Source organism: Streptomyces sp. NPDC003035 (assembly GCF_042888285.1).
GTDB lineage: Bacteria > Actinomycetota > Actinomycetes > Streptomycetales > Streptomycetaceae > Streptomyces.
Window position 1 is genome coordinate 56,438 of the sequence record NZ_JBIAPJ010000006.1, and the last position, 13,921, is coordinate 70,358.

Genomic DNA, 13,921 nt, shown 5'->3' on the forward strand with positions numbered 1-13,921 from the left:
GACACAAAAAAATCCGCCCGGGGGGCCGGGGGCGGGGGGGGGGGGGGCCCCCCCCCCCGCGGGGGGGGGGGGGCCCCCCCCCCCCCCCCCCCCCTGGGCTGTTCCGGTGGGCCGGAGCCCCCCGCGCGCTACTCCGCGTCGAAGTCGTACGCCTCCACCTCGGCGAGGTACCGCGCCCTGCGCTCCTCGTCGTCGTCGAGGAAGGACGCCTCGAACGAGTTGCGGGCCAGGGTCCGCAACTGTTCCCGGTCCAGACCGAGCGCGCCCCGCACCGCGTCGAACGTCTCGCCCACATAGCCGCCGAAGTACGCCGGGTCGTCGGAGTTGACCGTCGCCATCAGACCGGCGGCCAGCATCGACGCCAGCGGGTGGTCCTCCAGGATGTCGATCGCCCGGAGGCGTACGTTCGACAGCGGGCAGAGCGTGAGCGGCACCCTCTCGCGCACCAGGCGTTCCACCAACTCGGGGTCCTCCATGCAGCGCAGGCCGTGGTCGATCCGCTCCACGCCGAGGACGTCCAGGGCCTCGCGGATGTACGCCGGCGGACCCTCCTCGCCCGCGTGGGCGACCTTGCGCAGCCCGAGCGCCTCGGCCGCCGCGTACACCTCGCGGAACTTCGACGGCGGATGGCCGACCTCCGCCGAGTCCAGGCCGACACCGGTGATCCGGTGGAGGTACGGCCGCGCCGCCTCCAGGGTCGCCATCGCCGACTCGGCGGAGTCGTCGCGCAGGAAGCACATGATGAGCCGCGTCGAGACGCCGTGCCGCTCCTCGGCCCGGTCGAGCGCGGCGGCCAGGCCCTCGATCACGGTGCCGATCGGTACCCCGCGGGCCGTGTGGGCCTGCGGGTCGAAGAAGATCTCCGCGTGCCGCACCCCCTGGGCCGCCGCCCGCGCCAGGTACGCGTCGGCGAGCTCGGTGAAGTCCTCGGCCGTGTGCAGGACGGCCATCAGGCCGTAGTACAGGTCCAGGAAGGACTGCAGGTCGCTGAAGAGGTAGGCCTTGCGCAGCTCCTCGGTGTCCGCGTACGGCAGCGTGACGCCGTTGCGCGCGGCGAGCGCGAACGCGAGCTCGGGTTCGAGGGTGCCCTCGATGTGGAGGTGGAGTTCGGCCTTGGGGAGGCGGAGGGGCATGGGTCTTTCGTCTATCTCTTGGGGAGGGGGACCCTCATCAGGTCCTGGGCAATGCTCAGTTCGCCGTCGAACCCGGCCGCCCGCGCCTGGCGTTCGAACTCGGCGGGCTCGCTGTAGCGCTGCGAGAAGTGGGTGAGAACGAGGTGCCGCACCCCCGCGTCGCGGGCCACGGCGGCGGCCTGTCCGGCCGTCAGATGGCCGTGGTCGGTGGCGAGCGTCACGTCCTCGTCGAGGAAGGTCGACTCGATGACCAGCATGTCGGCGCCCTCGGCGAGCGCGTACACCCCGTCGCAGAGCCGGGTGTCCATGACGAAGGCGAACCGCTGCCCGCGCCGGATCTCGCTGACCTCCTCCAGCGTCACGCCGTCCAGGACGCCCTCGCGCTGGATCCGGCCGACGTCCGGACCCTTGATGCCGTGCGCGGCGAGCCGTTCGGGCAGGATGCGGCGCCCGTCGGGTTCGGTGAGCCGGTAGCCGTACGACTCCACCGGGTGCGAGAGCCGGTACGCGTCGAGGGTGTACGACTCCGTGACGGCGAGCGGGCCGTCGGCGGCCACCGGGGTCTCGGTCAGCTTCACCGTCTCGCGGTAGGCCGTCGCGTACCGCAGCCGCTCGAAGAAGTGCTGCCCGCTCGCCGGGTAGTGCGCGCTGACCGGGTGCGGGACCTGGTCGAGGTTGATCCGCTGGATCACGCCCGCCAGGCCCAGGGAGTGGTCCCCGTGGAAGTGGGTGACGCAGATCCGGTCGATGTCGTGGGCGGCGACCCCCGCCCGCAGCATCTGGCGCTGGGTGCCCTCGCCGGGGTCGAAGAGGATGCCCTGCCCGTCCCAGCGCAGCAGATAGCCGTTGTGGTTGCGGTGCCGGGTCGGGACCTGGCTGGCGGTCCCGAGCACGACCAGTTCACGTACGGACACGTCTTATCCCGGAGGCCAGTTGAGGCCGCGGCCGCCGAGGACGTGCGCGTGGGCGTGGAAGACGGTCTGGCCGGCGCCGGTCCCGGTGTTGAAGACGATCCGGAAGCCGCTGCCCTCGACCTTCTCCTGCGCGGCGATCTCGCCGGCCTCGCGCAGCACGTCGGCGGCGATGGTGGGCGCGGCCGTGGCAAGGCTCGCGGCGTCGGGGTAGTGGACGCGCGGGATGACGAGCACGTGCGTGGGCGCCTGGGGGTTGATGTCCCGGAAGGCGACGGTCGTCTCCGTCTCGCGCACGATCGTCGCCGGAACCTCCCCGTCCGCGATCTTGCAGAACAGGCAGTCGCTCTGCGGCTCTCCGGCCATGGCCCGGGCCTCCTCGCCTTCGATGATCAGGTACCCGGGCATGCTATCGGCCGCGCGGGGCCGTGGTGCGGGCGTCACGGACAGGGGGTGTCGGGAGGGGTAGGCCGGCCCCACCCGTCGAGCCCGCCCTACCTCCCGCGTCCCTCCGTGGGGGCGCGGCGATTGAGGGCCGAGCGGCTCACCCAGTACGTGATGACCACCGCCCAGAACAGCGGCGTACCCAGACCGCCGACCACCCCGGCGTCCGCCCTCCACAGCGCGAGGGTCACGACCGAGTGCAGGCCGAGCAGGCCGACGGCGGCCGCCATCGCGATGACCGGTTTGCAGCCGCGGGCCACCAGGAGCAGCGGGCGACGCAGCCGCGGCGGCACGCGCCGGGTGATCCACAGCGCCCAGCCGGCCCAGCCGCCGACGAGGACGGCCGCGCCGATCAGGTACGGGACGAGTGCCTCACCGCCCGACGCCCCGGTACGCACCGGCGCCGAGCCGAGGGCGGCCGCGACGAAGCCGAGGAGGGCCACCCAGCGGGCGCCCGCGGCGGTGCCCCAGGCCATGGTCTCCAGGTTGTAGCGGGCCTGCCGGTCGTTCAGGTCGAGGGCGGCGGACTCGACGAAACCCTCGGCGGCCTTCGTCCACGCCCCGGGCCGGAACCAGCGGCGGCGCAGGTGCAGCAGGGAGAGGTTGTTGTGGGCCTCGCTGCTCTGCGGGTCGAGCCGCAGGGCCGTCTCGTAGGCCTGCTTGGCGACGCGGTGGTCTCCGTTGCGCTGGGCGGTGAGCCCGACGAGGAAGTGCGCGTCGCTCTCCTCGGGGGCGAGGGCCACGGCGGTACGGGCCGCCTCGTACGCCTCGCGCCGGCGCTCGACGCGGACGGACCGGTCGAGGACGGTGCCGAGGGCGTAGTGGCTGCCCCAGTAGTTCGGGGCGAGCTCGACGGAGTACCGGGCGGACAGCTCGGCTTCCTCGTACCGCTTCAGCGCCAGCAGGATGTGCGTACGCATCAGCCAGCCCGGCAGCGAGTCCGGTTCGGCGAGCAGGGCCGTCTCGACGGAGTCGAAGGCCTCCCGCTCCCGGCCGAGGCGGTGCTGGCAGCGGGCCAGCAGGACCAGCGCGGTGGCGTCGTGCGGGTCGGTCGCCAGGTGCTCGGCGGCGAGGGCGGCGGCCTGCTCGTAGCGTCCGACGTCGAAGAGCGCGTCGGCCCTGTCCAAGGTGGTGTTGCCCGGATGGCTCATCAGACTTTGTCCCGATCGTGCGTGATGCTGAGCAGGTTGGGCACGAGTCCCAGCCAGAACAGGACCTGGGGGATCGTGCGGTCGGCCCAGGGCACGAGCACGATCAGCAGCGCGCACAGCGTGGCGAGGGTGGCCTGCCCGAGGACCACCCGGGGCCAGAACAGCCGCCGCACGAGGGCGCGTACGGTCAGCTGCGCGCCGGTACGCATCCGCAGATAGCGGCGCCACGCGCCGAATCCCCACACCGCCGCCATCAGGCACAGGGCCCAGAGCCGGGTGCCGAGGTGGATCGGGAGCTCCTTCGGCTCCTCGCCGTCGGTCGGGAAGATGTCGGCGGTGACGGCGGCGATGGCGAGGCAGAGCAGGGCGAGCCACCGGGTGCCGCGCAGCATGCGGTAGACGGCCTTGTCGAGGTCCCTGCGCAGCGCGGGGGCGTCGGGGCTGGTGGCGAGGCCGCTCGCGTAGAGGTCGGCGGCCTGGGCGGCGGACGTGCCGGGTTTGCGGGCCTCCCGCTCGGTGACCTCGGTGACGGCGAGGCTGTCGGTCGGGTCGATGCGCAGGATCTGCTGGATGGATTCCCGTACCAGGTCGAAGCGCTCGTTGAACGCGGCGACCTTGTACATGGTGTGCCACGTGTCGACCACGTCGGGACCGAGCCGTACCGCCTCCATGGCCTCCTGGAGCGCCTCCTCCTTCGTGCCTATGAAGATCAGCATCTCGGCGCGCTGGGTGCGCGGCCCCCAGCGGTGCGGCGCGAGGCGGATCGCCTCGCGCTGGGCGTGGTCGGCCTCCGGCAGCCGGCGCAGCCTGCGCAGGGCGAATCCGCGCATGAAGAACCCGTCGGCGAGCTCAGGTTCGAGCTTCAGCGCTTCGTCGGCCGCGTCGAGCGCCTCCTCGTACCGCTTGAGACCGCAGAGGCACCGGGCGCGCGTGGCCCACGCCTCGTGGTCGTCGGGTGCCTCGGCGAGCCGCCGGTCGACGAGGGCCAGGCCCTCCTCGTACCGCTCCATGGCGTAGAGCGCGTCGGCCTGTTCGACCCGCGGGTCCAGAGGTGTCGCGCTCACAGCTTGCGCTTCTTCTTCAGGTAGGCGACCAGGTCGTCGTACATGCCGCCGTCGTTGGCGAACATCGCCACGTTGCGGGCGGAGGCGAACCAGGACTCGCTGGACGGCTTGATCTGCTTCGCCGCGCCCAGCAGATCCTTCATGTTGATCATGCGTACGGTGCCGGTGCGGGCGGAGTCGAGGAGCGCGGACTCGGCGGCGGTCTCGCAGACGTGGGCGAGGTCGGCGCCCGAGAAGTCCTCGGTGGCCTTGACCAGTTTGCCCAGGTCGACGGACTCGATGGGGCGCTCGCGCAGGTGGTAGCGGAGGATCGCCTCGCGCGCCGGGGCGTCGGGCGGCAGCACGAGCAGGGTGCGGTCGAGACGGCCGGGGCGGCGCAGCGCGAGGTCGACGTCCCAGGGCACGTTGGTGGCGGCGAGGACGAAGACGCCTTCGTTCTCCGCGCCGTTGATGCCGTCGAGCTCGGTGAGGAGCTGGTTGACGACGTTGCGCAGTCCGCTGTGGTGCGTACGGGAGCGCTTGGCGCCGAGCGCGTCGAGCTCGTCGAGGAAGACGACGCAGGGGGCCTGGGCGCGGGCGGTCTCGAAGATGTCGTGGACGTTCTTCTCGGACGTGCCGATGTACATGTCGAGGATGTCGGAGAGCGAGATCGACATGAAGCTCGCGCCGAGCTCACCCGCGACGGCGCGGGCGATGAACGTCTTGCCGCAGCCGGGCGGACCGTAGAGGAGGAGTCCGCCGCGCAGGGACTTGCCGTACAGCTTGCGCAGTTCGGGGTTGCGCATGGGGGCGAGGAAGGCGGCCTCCAGGCGGTCCTTGACCTCCTGCATGCCGCCGACGTCGTCGAGGCGTACGGATCCGGGGGCGTCGATGTCCCAGGCGGACACGTCACCGGCGTCGCCGCTGCCGTCGGAGGTGAGGGGCTGCTCGGTCTCGCCGGACACGAACCGGGGCCCGACGAGGTCCCCGACCTCCTGCTCGGCGGCGGCCCAATCGAAGCGGGGGGTGTCGGGGGTCTCCGGGGCGGGGGCGGCGGGGGCCTCCGAGGACTCCGGGGCGGGCGCTTCGGCGGGTGTCTCCTTCGGCACCGCGGGCATGCCCATCGCGCGGGCCATCAGGGCGCGGGCGGCGGCGTCGCCGGGCGCGTGCTGGAGCGCGACGGCCGCCTCGGCGACGGCCTGGTCGCCGAAGCCCTCGGCGAGGAGCAGTTCGGCGAAGTGGAGCCGCAGGGGCACGTCTTCGGGCGCGGCGGCGACCGCGGCGCGCAGACTACGGATCAGGGGAGACTCGTCGGACATGCGAGCAGCCTAGGGAGGCCCCCCGGGCGCTGGTCCACCGGGTTCCCGAAGATTACGGTGGGCGGATGCGACGAAAGGGCGTGCTGCGCAAGCTGGTGGTGGACGACACCGTCTGGCTCTGGGGCCGACGGCACCGGCACCCGGAGTGCCGCGAGATCCTCTCCCTGCGCCGCGCCGACACCCCGCACGCCCAACTCCGCCTGGTCTTCCGCTCAGGCGAGGGCCGCGCGGTGGCCGGCTTCCCCCTGGGCGAGGGCGAGATCATCGGCGGCGGGGGCCACTGGCTCAACCTCAACGAGCCCGGGGTGGTGCGCCGCTTCCTCGACGAGGCCGTGGCGCGCGGCCTGCTTCCGGTGGCGAACGGGGTGACGGAGGAGGACGGCTGGCCGCTCTTCGACGCGATCGTGGCCGACCGGGCGCCTCAGGAGGACGACCGCTAGGGCCTTGGGGGGTGGCTAGGACCAGCGGCCCGTGCGGCCCAGCAGCAGTGCGGTGGCCGCCGTACCGGCCGTGGAGGTACGGAGCACGCTGTGGCCGAGACGGTACGGCTTCGCGCCCGCCGACTCGAAAGCCGCCAACTCCTCCGGCGACACGCCCCCTTCGGGCCCGACGACCAGCACGATCTCGCCCTCGGCGGGGAGTTCGGCGTCGGCGAGCGCGCCACTGGGATGGTCCCGGTCCTCGTGCAGGACGACGGCCAGGTCGGCGCCCGCCAGGAGCGCCGTCACCTGCTTGGTGGTCATCGCGTCCGCGACCTCGGGGAAACGGGTACGGCGCGACTGCTTGCCGGCCTCGCGCGCGGTCGCCCGCCACTTGGCGAGGGCCTTCAGACCGCGGTCACCCTTCCACTGGGTGATGCAGCGGGACGCGGCCCACGGCACGATCGCGTCGACGCCCGTCTCCGTCATGATCTCGACGGCGAGTTCGCCCCGGTCGCCCTTGGGCAGTGCCTGGACGACGGTGATACGGGGCGCGGGCTCCGGGTCCTCGTGCACCGCGGTGACGTCGGCGGTCAGCTGGTCCTTGCCCTCGGCTGCGGTCACCACACACTCCGCCCAGGCACCCCGCCCGTCCGTGAGGACGAGCTCCTCCCCCGCGCGCAGCCGCTTCACGGAGACGGCGTGGCGGCCCTCGGGACCGTCGAGGAGGAAGGTGCCGGGGCCGCCGGGGACGGCCTCGACGACGAAGACGGGTGCGGTCATGAGGCGCTCCTGTGGGCCTGCGCGGTGAGTGCGGTGTCGAGTTCGGCGGCCAGCACCTCGACCAGTTGTCCCGCCGGGAGTTCGCGGGCCAGCCGGTGGCCCTGGCCGGCCCACAGGGCCATGCCCTGGGCGTCCCCGGCGGTGGCGGCGGCCTTGCGCAGGGGGGCGGTGAGGTGGTGGACCTCGGGGTAGGCGGCGGGGGCGTACGGCCCGTGCTCGCGCATGAAGCGGTTGACGAGCCCGCGCGCCGGGCGCCCGGAGAAGGCCCGGGTGAGCTCGGTGCGGACGAAGAGGGGGTCGGTCATGGCCCGCTTGTGCAGGGCGTGCGCGCCCGATTCGGGGCAGACGAGGAACGCGGTGCCGAGCTGGGCGGCGTCGGCCCCGGCGGCCAGGACGGCGGCGATCTGCGCCCCGCGCATGATCCCGCCGGTCGCGACGATCGGCAGCTGCACGGCCTCCCGGACCTGCGTGACGAGCGTCAGGAGCCCGGTCCCGGCGAGGGCGGCGTCCGGGTCGTCGCGGTGCGTGCCCTGGTGCCCGCCGGCCTCGACGCCCTGCACACAGACGGCGTCTGCCCCGGCGCGCTGCGCGGCCTGGGCCTCCTCGAACGAGGTGACGGTGACGATCGTGAACGTACCGGCGCGGGCGAACGCGTCGAAGGTGTCGCGGCCGGGGCAGCCGAAGGTGAAGGAGACGACGGGGACCGGGTCCTCCAGGAGGATCGCGAGCTTGGCGTCGTAGCCGTCGTCCCGCCCGCTGTCGGCGTCGCCGAGCTGCGTCTCGTACCAGGTGGCCTCACCGGCGAGCTGGTGCCGGTACACCTCGATGGCGGCGGGGTCGGTGGGCTGTCCGCTCTGCGGCATGAAGAGGTTGACGCCGAAGGGCTGCCCGGTCAGCCCGCGCACCTGCTTGATCTCCTGGTACAGCCCGCCGGCGGTCTTGTACCCCCCGGCGAGGAACCCGAGCCCGCCGGCCTCGCAGACGGCACCGACGAGCTGCGGAGAGGATGCGCCACCCGCCATGGGGGCCTGCACGATCGGGTAACGGGAGAGATCGCTCAGTGCGGTGGACATGCGGGCATCGTTTCATGACGTGGGTCGGGGACCGAATCGATGGTTCCGGTGGTACGGGGAAGGGGCGGCCCCCGCGATGACGCGGGCGCCGCCCCTTCCGTACCGTCGCCTACCGGCTGTCGAACGCGTCGCGCCTACCGGCCGTTGAACGCGTCCTTCAGGCGCGAGAACAGCCCCTGCTGCCCCGGCTGACTGTGCTGACCCGGGGACCGACCCCCGGACCCCCAGCAGTCACGCCTACCGCCCGTTGAACGCGTCCTTCAGGCGCGAGAACAGCCCCTGCTGCCCCGGCTGACTGTGCTGACCCGGGGGCCGACCCCCGGACCCCCAGCAGCCCCGCCTACCGCCCGTTGAACGCATCCTTCAGCCGCGAGAACAGCCCCTGCTGCCCCGGCTGGAACTGGCCCGTCGGCCGCTCCTCGCCGCGCAGCTTCGCCAGTTCGCGCAGCAGCCGCTCCTGCTCCGGGTCCAGCTTCGACGGGGTCATGACCTCGACGTGCACGATCAGGTCGCCGCGACCTCCGCCGCGCAGGTGCGTGATGCCGCGCCCGTGCAGCGGGATCGACTGGCCGGACTGCGTGCCCGGCCGGATGTCGACCTCCTCCATGCCGTCGAGCGTCTGCAGCGGCACCTTCGTGCCGAGTGCGCCCGCCGTCATGGGGATGGTGACCGTGCAGTGCAGGTCGTCGCCCCGTCGCTGGAAGGTCTCGTGCGGGACCTCGTGGATCTCGACGTACAGGTCACCGGCGGGGCCGCCGCCGGGGCCGACCTCACCCTCGCCGGCCAGCTGGATACGGGTGCCGTTGTCGACACCGGCCGGGATCTTCACGGTCAGCGTCCGGCGCGACCGCACCCGCCCGTCGCCCGCGCACTCCGGGCACGGGGTCGGGACGACCGTGCCGAAGCCCTGGCACTGGGGGCAGGGGCGGGAGGTCATGACCTGGCCCAGGAAGGACCGGGTGACCTGCGAGACCTCGCCGCGGCCGCGGCACATGTCACAGGTCTGCGCGGAGGTGCCGGGCGCGGCGCCCTCGCCCGAACACGTCGTACAGACGACGGCCGTGTCGACCTGGATGTCCTTGGTCGTGCCGAAGGCGGCCTCGTTGAGGTCGATCTCCAGCCGGATCATGGCGTCCTGGCCGCGGCGGGTGCGCGAGCGCGGCCCGCGCTGCGACGCCGTACCGAAGAACGCGTCCATGATGTCCGAGAAGTTCCCGAAGCCGCCCTGGCCGAAGCCACCGGCTCCGCCGCCACCGCCGGACGCGGACAGCGGGTCGCCGCCGAGGTCGTAGACCTGCTTCTTCTGCGGGTCCGACAACACCTCGTAGGCGGCGTTGATCTCCTTGAAGCGCTCCTGCGTCTTCGGATCGGGATTCACATCCGGGTGCAGCTCGCGCGCGAGCCGCCGGAATGCCTTCTTGATCTCGTCCTGGGACGCGTCGCGGCGCACGCCGAGTACGGCGTAGTAGTCCGTGGCCACTTACGACTCCGCCAGGATCTGTCCGACGTAACGTGCCACTGCGCGTACCGCTCCCATCGTTCCGGGGTAGTCCATGCGGGTCGGTCCGACCACGCCGAGTTTGGCGACTGCCTCGTCGCCCGAACCGTAGCCGACCGCGACGACGGACGTGGAGGTGAGCCCTTCGTGGGCGTTCTCGTGCCCGATCCGTACGGTCATGCCCGAGTCCTTGGCCTCGCCGAGCAGCTTGAGGAGCACGACCTGCTCCTCCAATGCTTCAAGGACGGGCCTGATCGTGAGGGGGAAGTCATGTCCGAAGCGGGTGAGATTGGCGGTGCCGCCGATCATCAGCCGCTCCTCGTGCTCCTCCACCAGGGTTTCGAGCAGGGTCGCGAGCACCGTCGACACCGTGCCGCGGTCCTCCGTCTCCTCGAACGACTCCGGAAGATCTTGCACCAGCTGCGGCACGTCCGCGAAACGGCGGCCGACGACCCGGCTGTTGAGCCGGGCCCGCAGGTCCGCGAGCGAGGTCTCGCCGAACGGCGCGGGGCAGTCGATCATCCGCTGCTCGACCCGGCCCGTGTCCGTGATCAGCACGAGCATCAGGCGGGCGGGGGCGAGCGAGAGCAGCTCCACGTGCCGGACCGTCGAGCGGGTCAGCGACGGGTACTGCACGACGGCGACCTGCCGGGTCAGCTGCGCGAGCAGCCGGACCGTACGGCCGACGACGTCGTCGAGGTCGACCGCGCCGTCGAGGAAGTTGTGGATCGCGCGCCGCTCGGGCGTCGACAGCGGCTTGACGCCGGCGAGCCGGTCGACGAAGAGGCGGTAGCCCTTGTCGGTCGGGATGCGTCCGGCGCTGGTGTGGGGCTGGGCGATGTAGCCCTCGTCCTCCAGGACGGCCATGTCGTTGCGCACGGTGGCGGGCGAGACGCCGAGCTTGTGGCGCTCCGTGAGCGCCTTGGAGCCCACCGGCTCCTCCGTCCCGACATAGTCCTGGACGATGGCGCGCAGCACCTCGAGTCTGCGTTCGCTGAGCATCGCGCACACCTCCAGCTGTCGTATCGGCTTGCTTGGGTTGCTCCGCTTTTGGCACTCGCCCTGCCCGAGTGCCAGCAAACCCCAGGCCAGTGTACGGCGGCGGGCATCGCTCCTGGCAAGGAGGCCGCTTCGGAGGTCGCGTCGTAGCGGATAGCGTCGCGGTATGGATGTTGCGTGGGAAGAGTTCGGCTGGGAGCGGCTCGGGGACGGGGTGGGACGGCGCCGACTGCCCCATTGGGACGCCACGGTGGGCCTGGTGGTGGGCGAGAAGGCGGTGCTGCTCTACGACACGGGCTCCACGATCCGGGAGGGCGCCGAGCTGCGGGCTCAGGTCGAGGCGCTGACGGGCGGCCGGAGAGTGACGCACATCGCACTGAGCCACCCCCACTTCGATCATGTGCTGGGCACGGCGGCGTTCGCGGGTGCGGAGGTGTACGGAGCGGTGGGCGTCGACGCACTGCTGCGGCGGGAGGGGCAGGAGCTGTTCACGGACGCGGTACGCCAGGGGGTGGACCCGGAGGCCGCGGCGGAGGCGGTCGACGTCCTGGTGGCGCCCCACCACACGGTGTCGGGCGAGTGGACGCTGGACCTGGGCGGCCGCCAGGTGCTCCTCGCGAACGTGGGGCCGGGCCACACGAGCCATGACCTGGTGCTCCTCGTCCCGGCCGGCACGGAGGAGATCGTGTTCTGCGGCGACCTGGTCGAGGAGTCGGGCGAGCCGCAGGCGGGGCCGGACGCGGTGCCGTCGCGCTGGCCGGACGCCCTGGACCGGCTCCTCGGTCTGGGCGGGGAGGCCGCGGTGTACGTGCCGGGCCACGGCGCGGTCGTGGACGCGACATTCGTCCGCGCGCAGCGGGATGAACTGGCACGCCGCTTCGGAGTGTCATAACGTCCCCCAAATGCGCAGCTACAACCCGGACCTGACGCCCCCTTGGAAGCGCTCCGCGCCCGTGCCGGAGGTCCCGGCGGAGGCCGATCTCGTGGTCGAGGAGGTGTCGACGGGCTTCTGCGGGGCGGTGATCCGCTGCGAGGCGGGCACGGTGACGCTGGAGGACCGCTTCGGCAAGCACCGGGTCTTCCCGATGGAACCGCGCGGGTTCCTGCTGGAGGGCCGGGTGGTCACCCTGGTCCGCCCTTCCGCCTCCCCCGCGCGCCCCACCCGCACGGCCTCCGGCTCGATCGCGGTCCCGGGCGCACGGGCCCGGGTCGCACGGGCGGGCCGGATCTACGTGGAGGGCCGCCACGACGCCGAGCTCGTGGAACGGGTCTGGGGCGACGACCTGCGCATCGAGGGCGTGGTGGTGGAGTACCTGGAGGGCATCGACGACCTTCCGGCCATCGTCGCGGACTTCGCCCCGGCGGCGGACGCGCGGCTGGGGATCCTGGTCGACCATCTGGTCCCCGGCTCGAAGGAGTCCCGCATCGCGGCGCAGGTCACGTCTCCGGACGTGCTGATCGTGGGCCACCCGTACATCGACGTCTGGGAGGCGGTGAAGCCGTCGTCCGTGGGCATCGCGGCGTGGCCGACGGTCCCGCACGGCCAGGACTGGAAGACGGGCATCTGCCGGACGCTGGGCTGGCCGGAGAACACGGGCGCGGCCTGGCAGCACATCCTGTCGCGGGTCCACTCCTACAAGGACCTGGAACCGGAACTCCTGGGCGCGGTGGAACGACTGATCGACCACGTGACCGTGCCCTGACCTCCGGTCGGCTCATTGTGGCGACTGACGCCCGGCCCTTTCTCCGCACTCGGGCGGAGGTGTTCCGTCGATCAGTTCGTCTACACGGCCGAGCAGGTCTCGCTCCCCGCGACAGCGGGGGTACGGCTACCGCCGGGCGTCGTCCTCGTCAGTCCACCAGATCCCGCACCACCGCATCGGCGAGCAACCGCCCCCGCAGGGTCAGCACGGCGCGCCCGCGAACGTACGGCTCAGGCGCGAGGAGCCCGTCGGCGTGCGCCCTGTCGGCCGCCGCAAGCCCCGCGGGCTTGAGCAGCGACAGCTCGACGCCCTCCCGGAGCCGGAGCTCCAGAAGCACCCGCTCGACGCGCCGGTCCTCCGCCGACAGCACCTCGCGCCCCGCGCCGGGAGACCGGCCCTCCCCCAGCGCCGCCGCGTACGCGCCCGGGTGCTTCACGTTCCACCACCGCACCCCGCCCACGTGCGAGTGCGCCCCCGGCCCCGCGCCCCACCAGTCGGCGCCGCGCCAGTACAGCTCGTTGTGGAGGCAGCGCCCGGCCTCCGAGGTGGCCCAGTTCGACACCTCGTACCACTCGAAGCCGGCCTCCGCGAAGACCGAGTCCGCGATCAGGTACCGGTCCGCGTGCACGTCGTCGTCGGTCATCGGGACCTCGCCGCGCCGGATCCGCCGCGCCAGCTGCGTACCCTCCTCGACGATCAGCGCATAGGCGCTGACGTGGTCGGGGCCCGCGCCGATCGCCGCGTCGAGCGACGCCCGCCAGTCGTCGTCGGACTCCCCCGGCGTGCCGTAGATGAGGTCCAGGTTGACGTGCTCGAAACCCGCCGCCCGCGCCTCCGCGACGCACGCCTCGGGCCGCCCGGGTGTGTGGGTGCGATCCAGGGCCTTCAGGACGTGCTGACGGGCGCTCTGCATGCCGAACGAGATCCGGTTGAAGCCCCCGGCCCTCAGCTCGGCCAGATACGCCGGGTCCACCGACTCCGGGTTCGCCTCCGTCGTCACCTCGGCGTCGTCCGCGAGCCCGAACTCGTCCCGGATCGCCCGCAGCATCCGTACGAGGTCCCCGGCGGCGAGCAGCGTCGGCGTGCCCCCGCCCACGAAGACGGTCCGCACCGGCCGCGGGTCGTCGCCGAGGACCTTCCGGGCGAGTCGTATCTCCTCCACGACCTGCCCGGCGTAGTTGTCCCGGGAGGCGAGCACGCCGCCGGCACCGCGCAGCTCGCTCGCGGTGTACGTGTTGAAGTCGCAGTAGCCGCACCGCGTGGCGCAGTACGGCACGTGCAGATAGAACCCGAGCGGCCGTTCCCCGGCCCCTTCCAGGGCGTGCGCGGGCAGCGCCCCGTCCTCGGGCATGGGCTCACCATCGGGCAGTACGGAAGGCATGAACCCATTGTCCCGTACTGCCCGAGGTAAGCCTTCAGCCTGTGGACAACCCTGCGGAAGAGCC

The 13,921-nt window shown here is 72.5% G+C and carries 14 protein-coding genes; 3 read left to right on the top strand and 11 right to left on the bottom strand.

Annotated features, from left to right (window positions below; translation table 11 throughout):
- Positions 1-128 precede the first annotated feature (128 nt).
- From ACFYV5_RS20165 to ACFYV5_RS20190, 6 genes are all read right to left on the bottom strand, one after another.
- On the bottom strand, positions 129-1,133 hold the full coding sequence (locus ACFYV5_RS20165) for an adenosine deaminase (RefSeq protein ID WP_389170135.1): 1,005 nt from the start codon (positions 1,131-1,133) through the stop codon (positions 129-131).
- A gap of 11 nt (positions 1,134-1,144) precedes the next feature.
- The gene (locus tag ACFYV5_RS20170) at positions 1,145-2,047 is read right to left on the bottom strand and encodes a ribonuclease Z (RefSeq protein ID WP_389170138.1); all 903 of its coding nucleotides are present in this window, start codon (positions 2,045-2,047) and stop codon (positions 1,145-1,147) included.
- Positions 2,048-2,050: 3 nt separating this feature from the next.
- Positions 2,051-2,410 (bottom strand): histidine triad nucleotide-binding protein, encoded by a 360-nt coding sequence (locus ACFYV5_RS20175; protein ID WP_355115911.1) that lies wholly within the window; start codon positions 2,408-2,410, stop codon positions 2,051-2,053.
- 128 nt (positions 2,411-2,538) lie between these two features.
- A complete protein-coding gene (locus tag ACFYV5_RS20180) occupies positions 2,539-3,756 on the bottom strand; it encodes a tetratricopeptide repeat protein (RefSeq protein WP_389170141.1) in 1,218 nt (405 codons plus the stop codon).
- Complete coding sequence (locus ACFYV5_RS20185) at positions 3,639-4,703, bottom strand: tetratricopeptide repeat protein (protein ID WP_389170144.1); 1,065 nt, start codon at positions 4,701-4,703, stop codon at positions 3,639-3,641. The genes ACFYV5_RS20180 and ACFYV5_RS20185 overlap by 118 nt, the downstream gene beginning before the upstream one ends.
- Entirely contained in the window at positions 4,700-6,001 is a 1,302-nt protein-coding gene (locus tag ACFYV5_RS20190) for an ATP-binding protein (protein WP_389170147.1), read from the bottom strand. Before ACFYV5_RS20190 ends, ACFYV5_RS20185 begins: the two co-directional genes overlap by 4 nt.
- Before the next feature lie 65 nt (positions 6,002-6,066).
- Here ACFYV5_RS20190 and ACFYV5_RS20195 point away from each other — a divergent pair, with 65 nt between their 5' ends.
- Entirely contained in the window at positions 6,067-6,441 is a 375-nt protein-coding gene (locus tag ACFYV5_RS20195; protein WP_389170150.1) for a hypothetical protein, read from the top strand.
- Between the two features lie 15 nt (positions 6,442-6,456).
- On the opposite strand, the gene ACFYV5_RS20200 is transcribed toward ACFYV5_RS20195, so the two are convergent.
- From ACFYV5_RS20200 to hrcA, 4 genes are all read right to left on the bottom strand, one after another.
- Positions 6,457-7,203, bottom strand: a complete 747-nt coding sequence (locus ACFYV5_RS20200) for a 16S rRNA (uracil(1498)-N(3))-methyltransferase (RefSeq protein ID WP_389170152.1) — start codon at positions 7,201-7,203, stop codon at positions 6,457-6,459.
- Complete coding sequence (locus tag ACFYV5_RS20205) at positions 7,200-8,276, bottom strand: nitronate monooxygenase (RefSeq protein WP_389170155.1); 1,077 nt, start codon at positions 8,274-8,276, stop codon at positions 7,200-7,202. Before ACFYV5_RS20205 ends, ACFYV5_RS20200 begins: the two co-directional genes overlap by 4 nt.
- Positions 8,277-8,616: 340 nt before the next feature.
- Entirely contained in the window at positions 8,617-9,756 is a 1,140-nt protein-coding gene (dnaJ, locus tag ACFYV5_RS20210; RefSeq protein WP_355115889.1) for a molecular chaperone DnaJ, read from the bottom strand.
- Positions 9,757-10,776: a heat-inducible transcriptional repressor HrcA gene (gene hrcA / locus ACFYV5_RS20215; protein WP_137989367.1), complete on the bottom strand. Its 1,020-nt coding sequence runs from the start codon at positions 10,774-10,776 to the stop codon at positions 9,757-9,759.
- Between the two features lie 163 nt (positions 10,777-10,939).
- Here hrcA and ACFYV5_RS20220 point away from each other — a divergent pair, with 163 nt between their 5' ends.
- Both ACFYV5_RS20220 and ACFYV5_RS20225 read left to right on the top strand, forming a co-directional pair.
- Positions 10,940-11,665: an MBL fold metallo-hydrolase gene (locus ACFYV5_RS20220; protein ID WP_389170160.1), complete on the top strand. Its 726-nt coding sequence runs from the start codon at positions 10,940-10,942 to the stop codon at positions 11,663-11,665.
- Between the two features lie 10 nt (positions 11,666-11,675).
- On the top strand, positions 11,676-12,476 hold the full coding sequence (locus ACFYV5_RS20225; RefSeq protein WP_389170163.1) for a DUF3097 domain-containing protein: 801 nt from the start codon (positions 11,676-11,678) through the stop codon (positions 12,474-12,476).
- A 148-nt stretch (positions 12,477-12,624) separates the two neighbouring features.
- Here ACFYV5_RS20225 and hemW read toward each other — a convergent pair whose 3' ends face one another.
- The gene (gene hemW / locus ACFYV5_RS20230; RefSeq protein ID WP_389170167.1) at positions 12,625-13,857 is read right to left on the bottom strand and encodes a radical SAM family heme chaperone HemW; all 1,233 of its coding nucleotides are present in this window, start codon (positions 13,855-13,857) and stop codon (positions 12,625-12,627) included.
- Positions 13,858-13,921 lie beyond the last annotated feature (64 nt).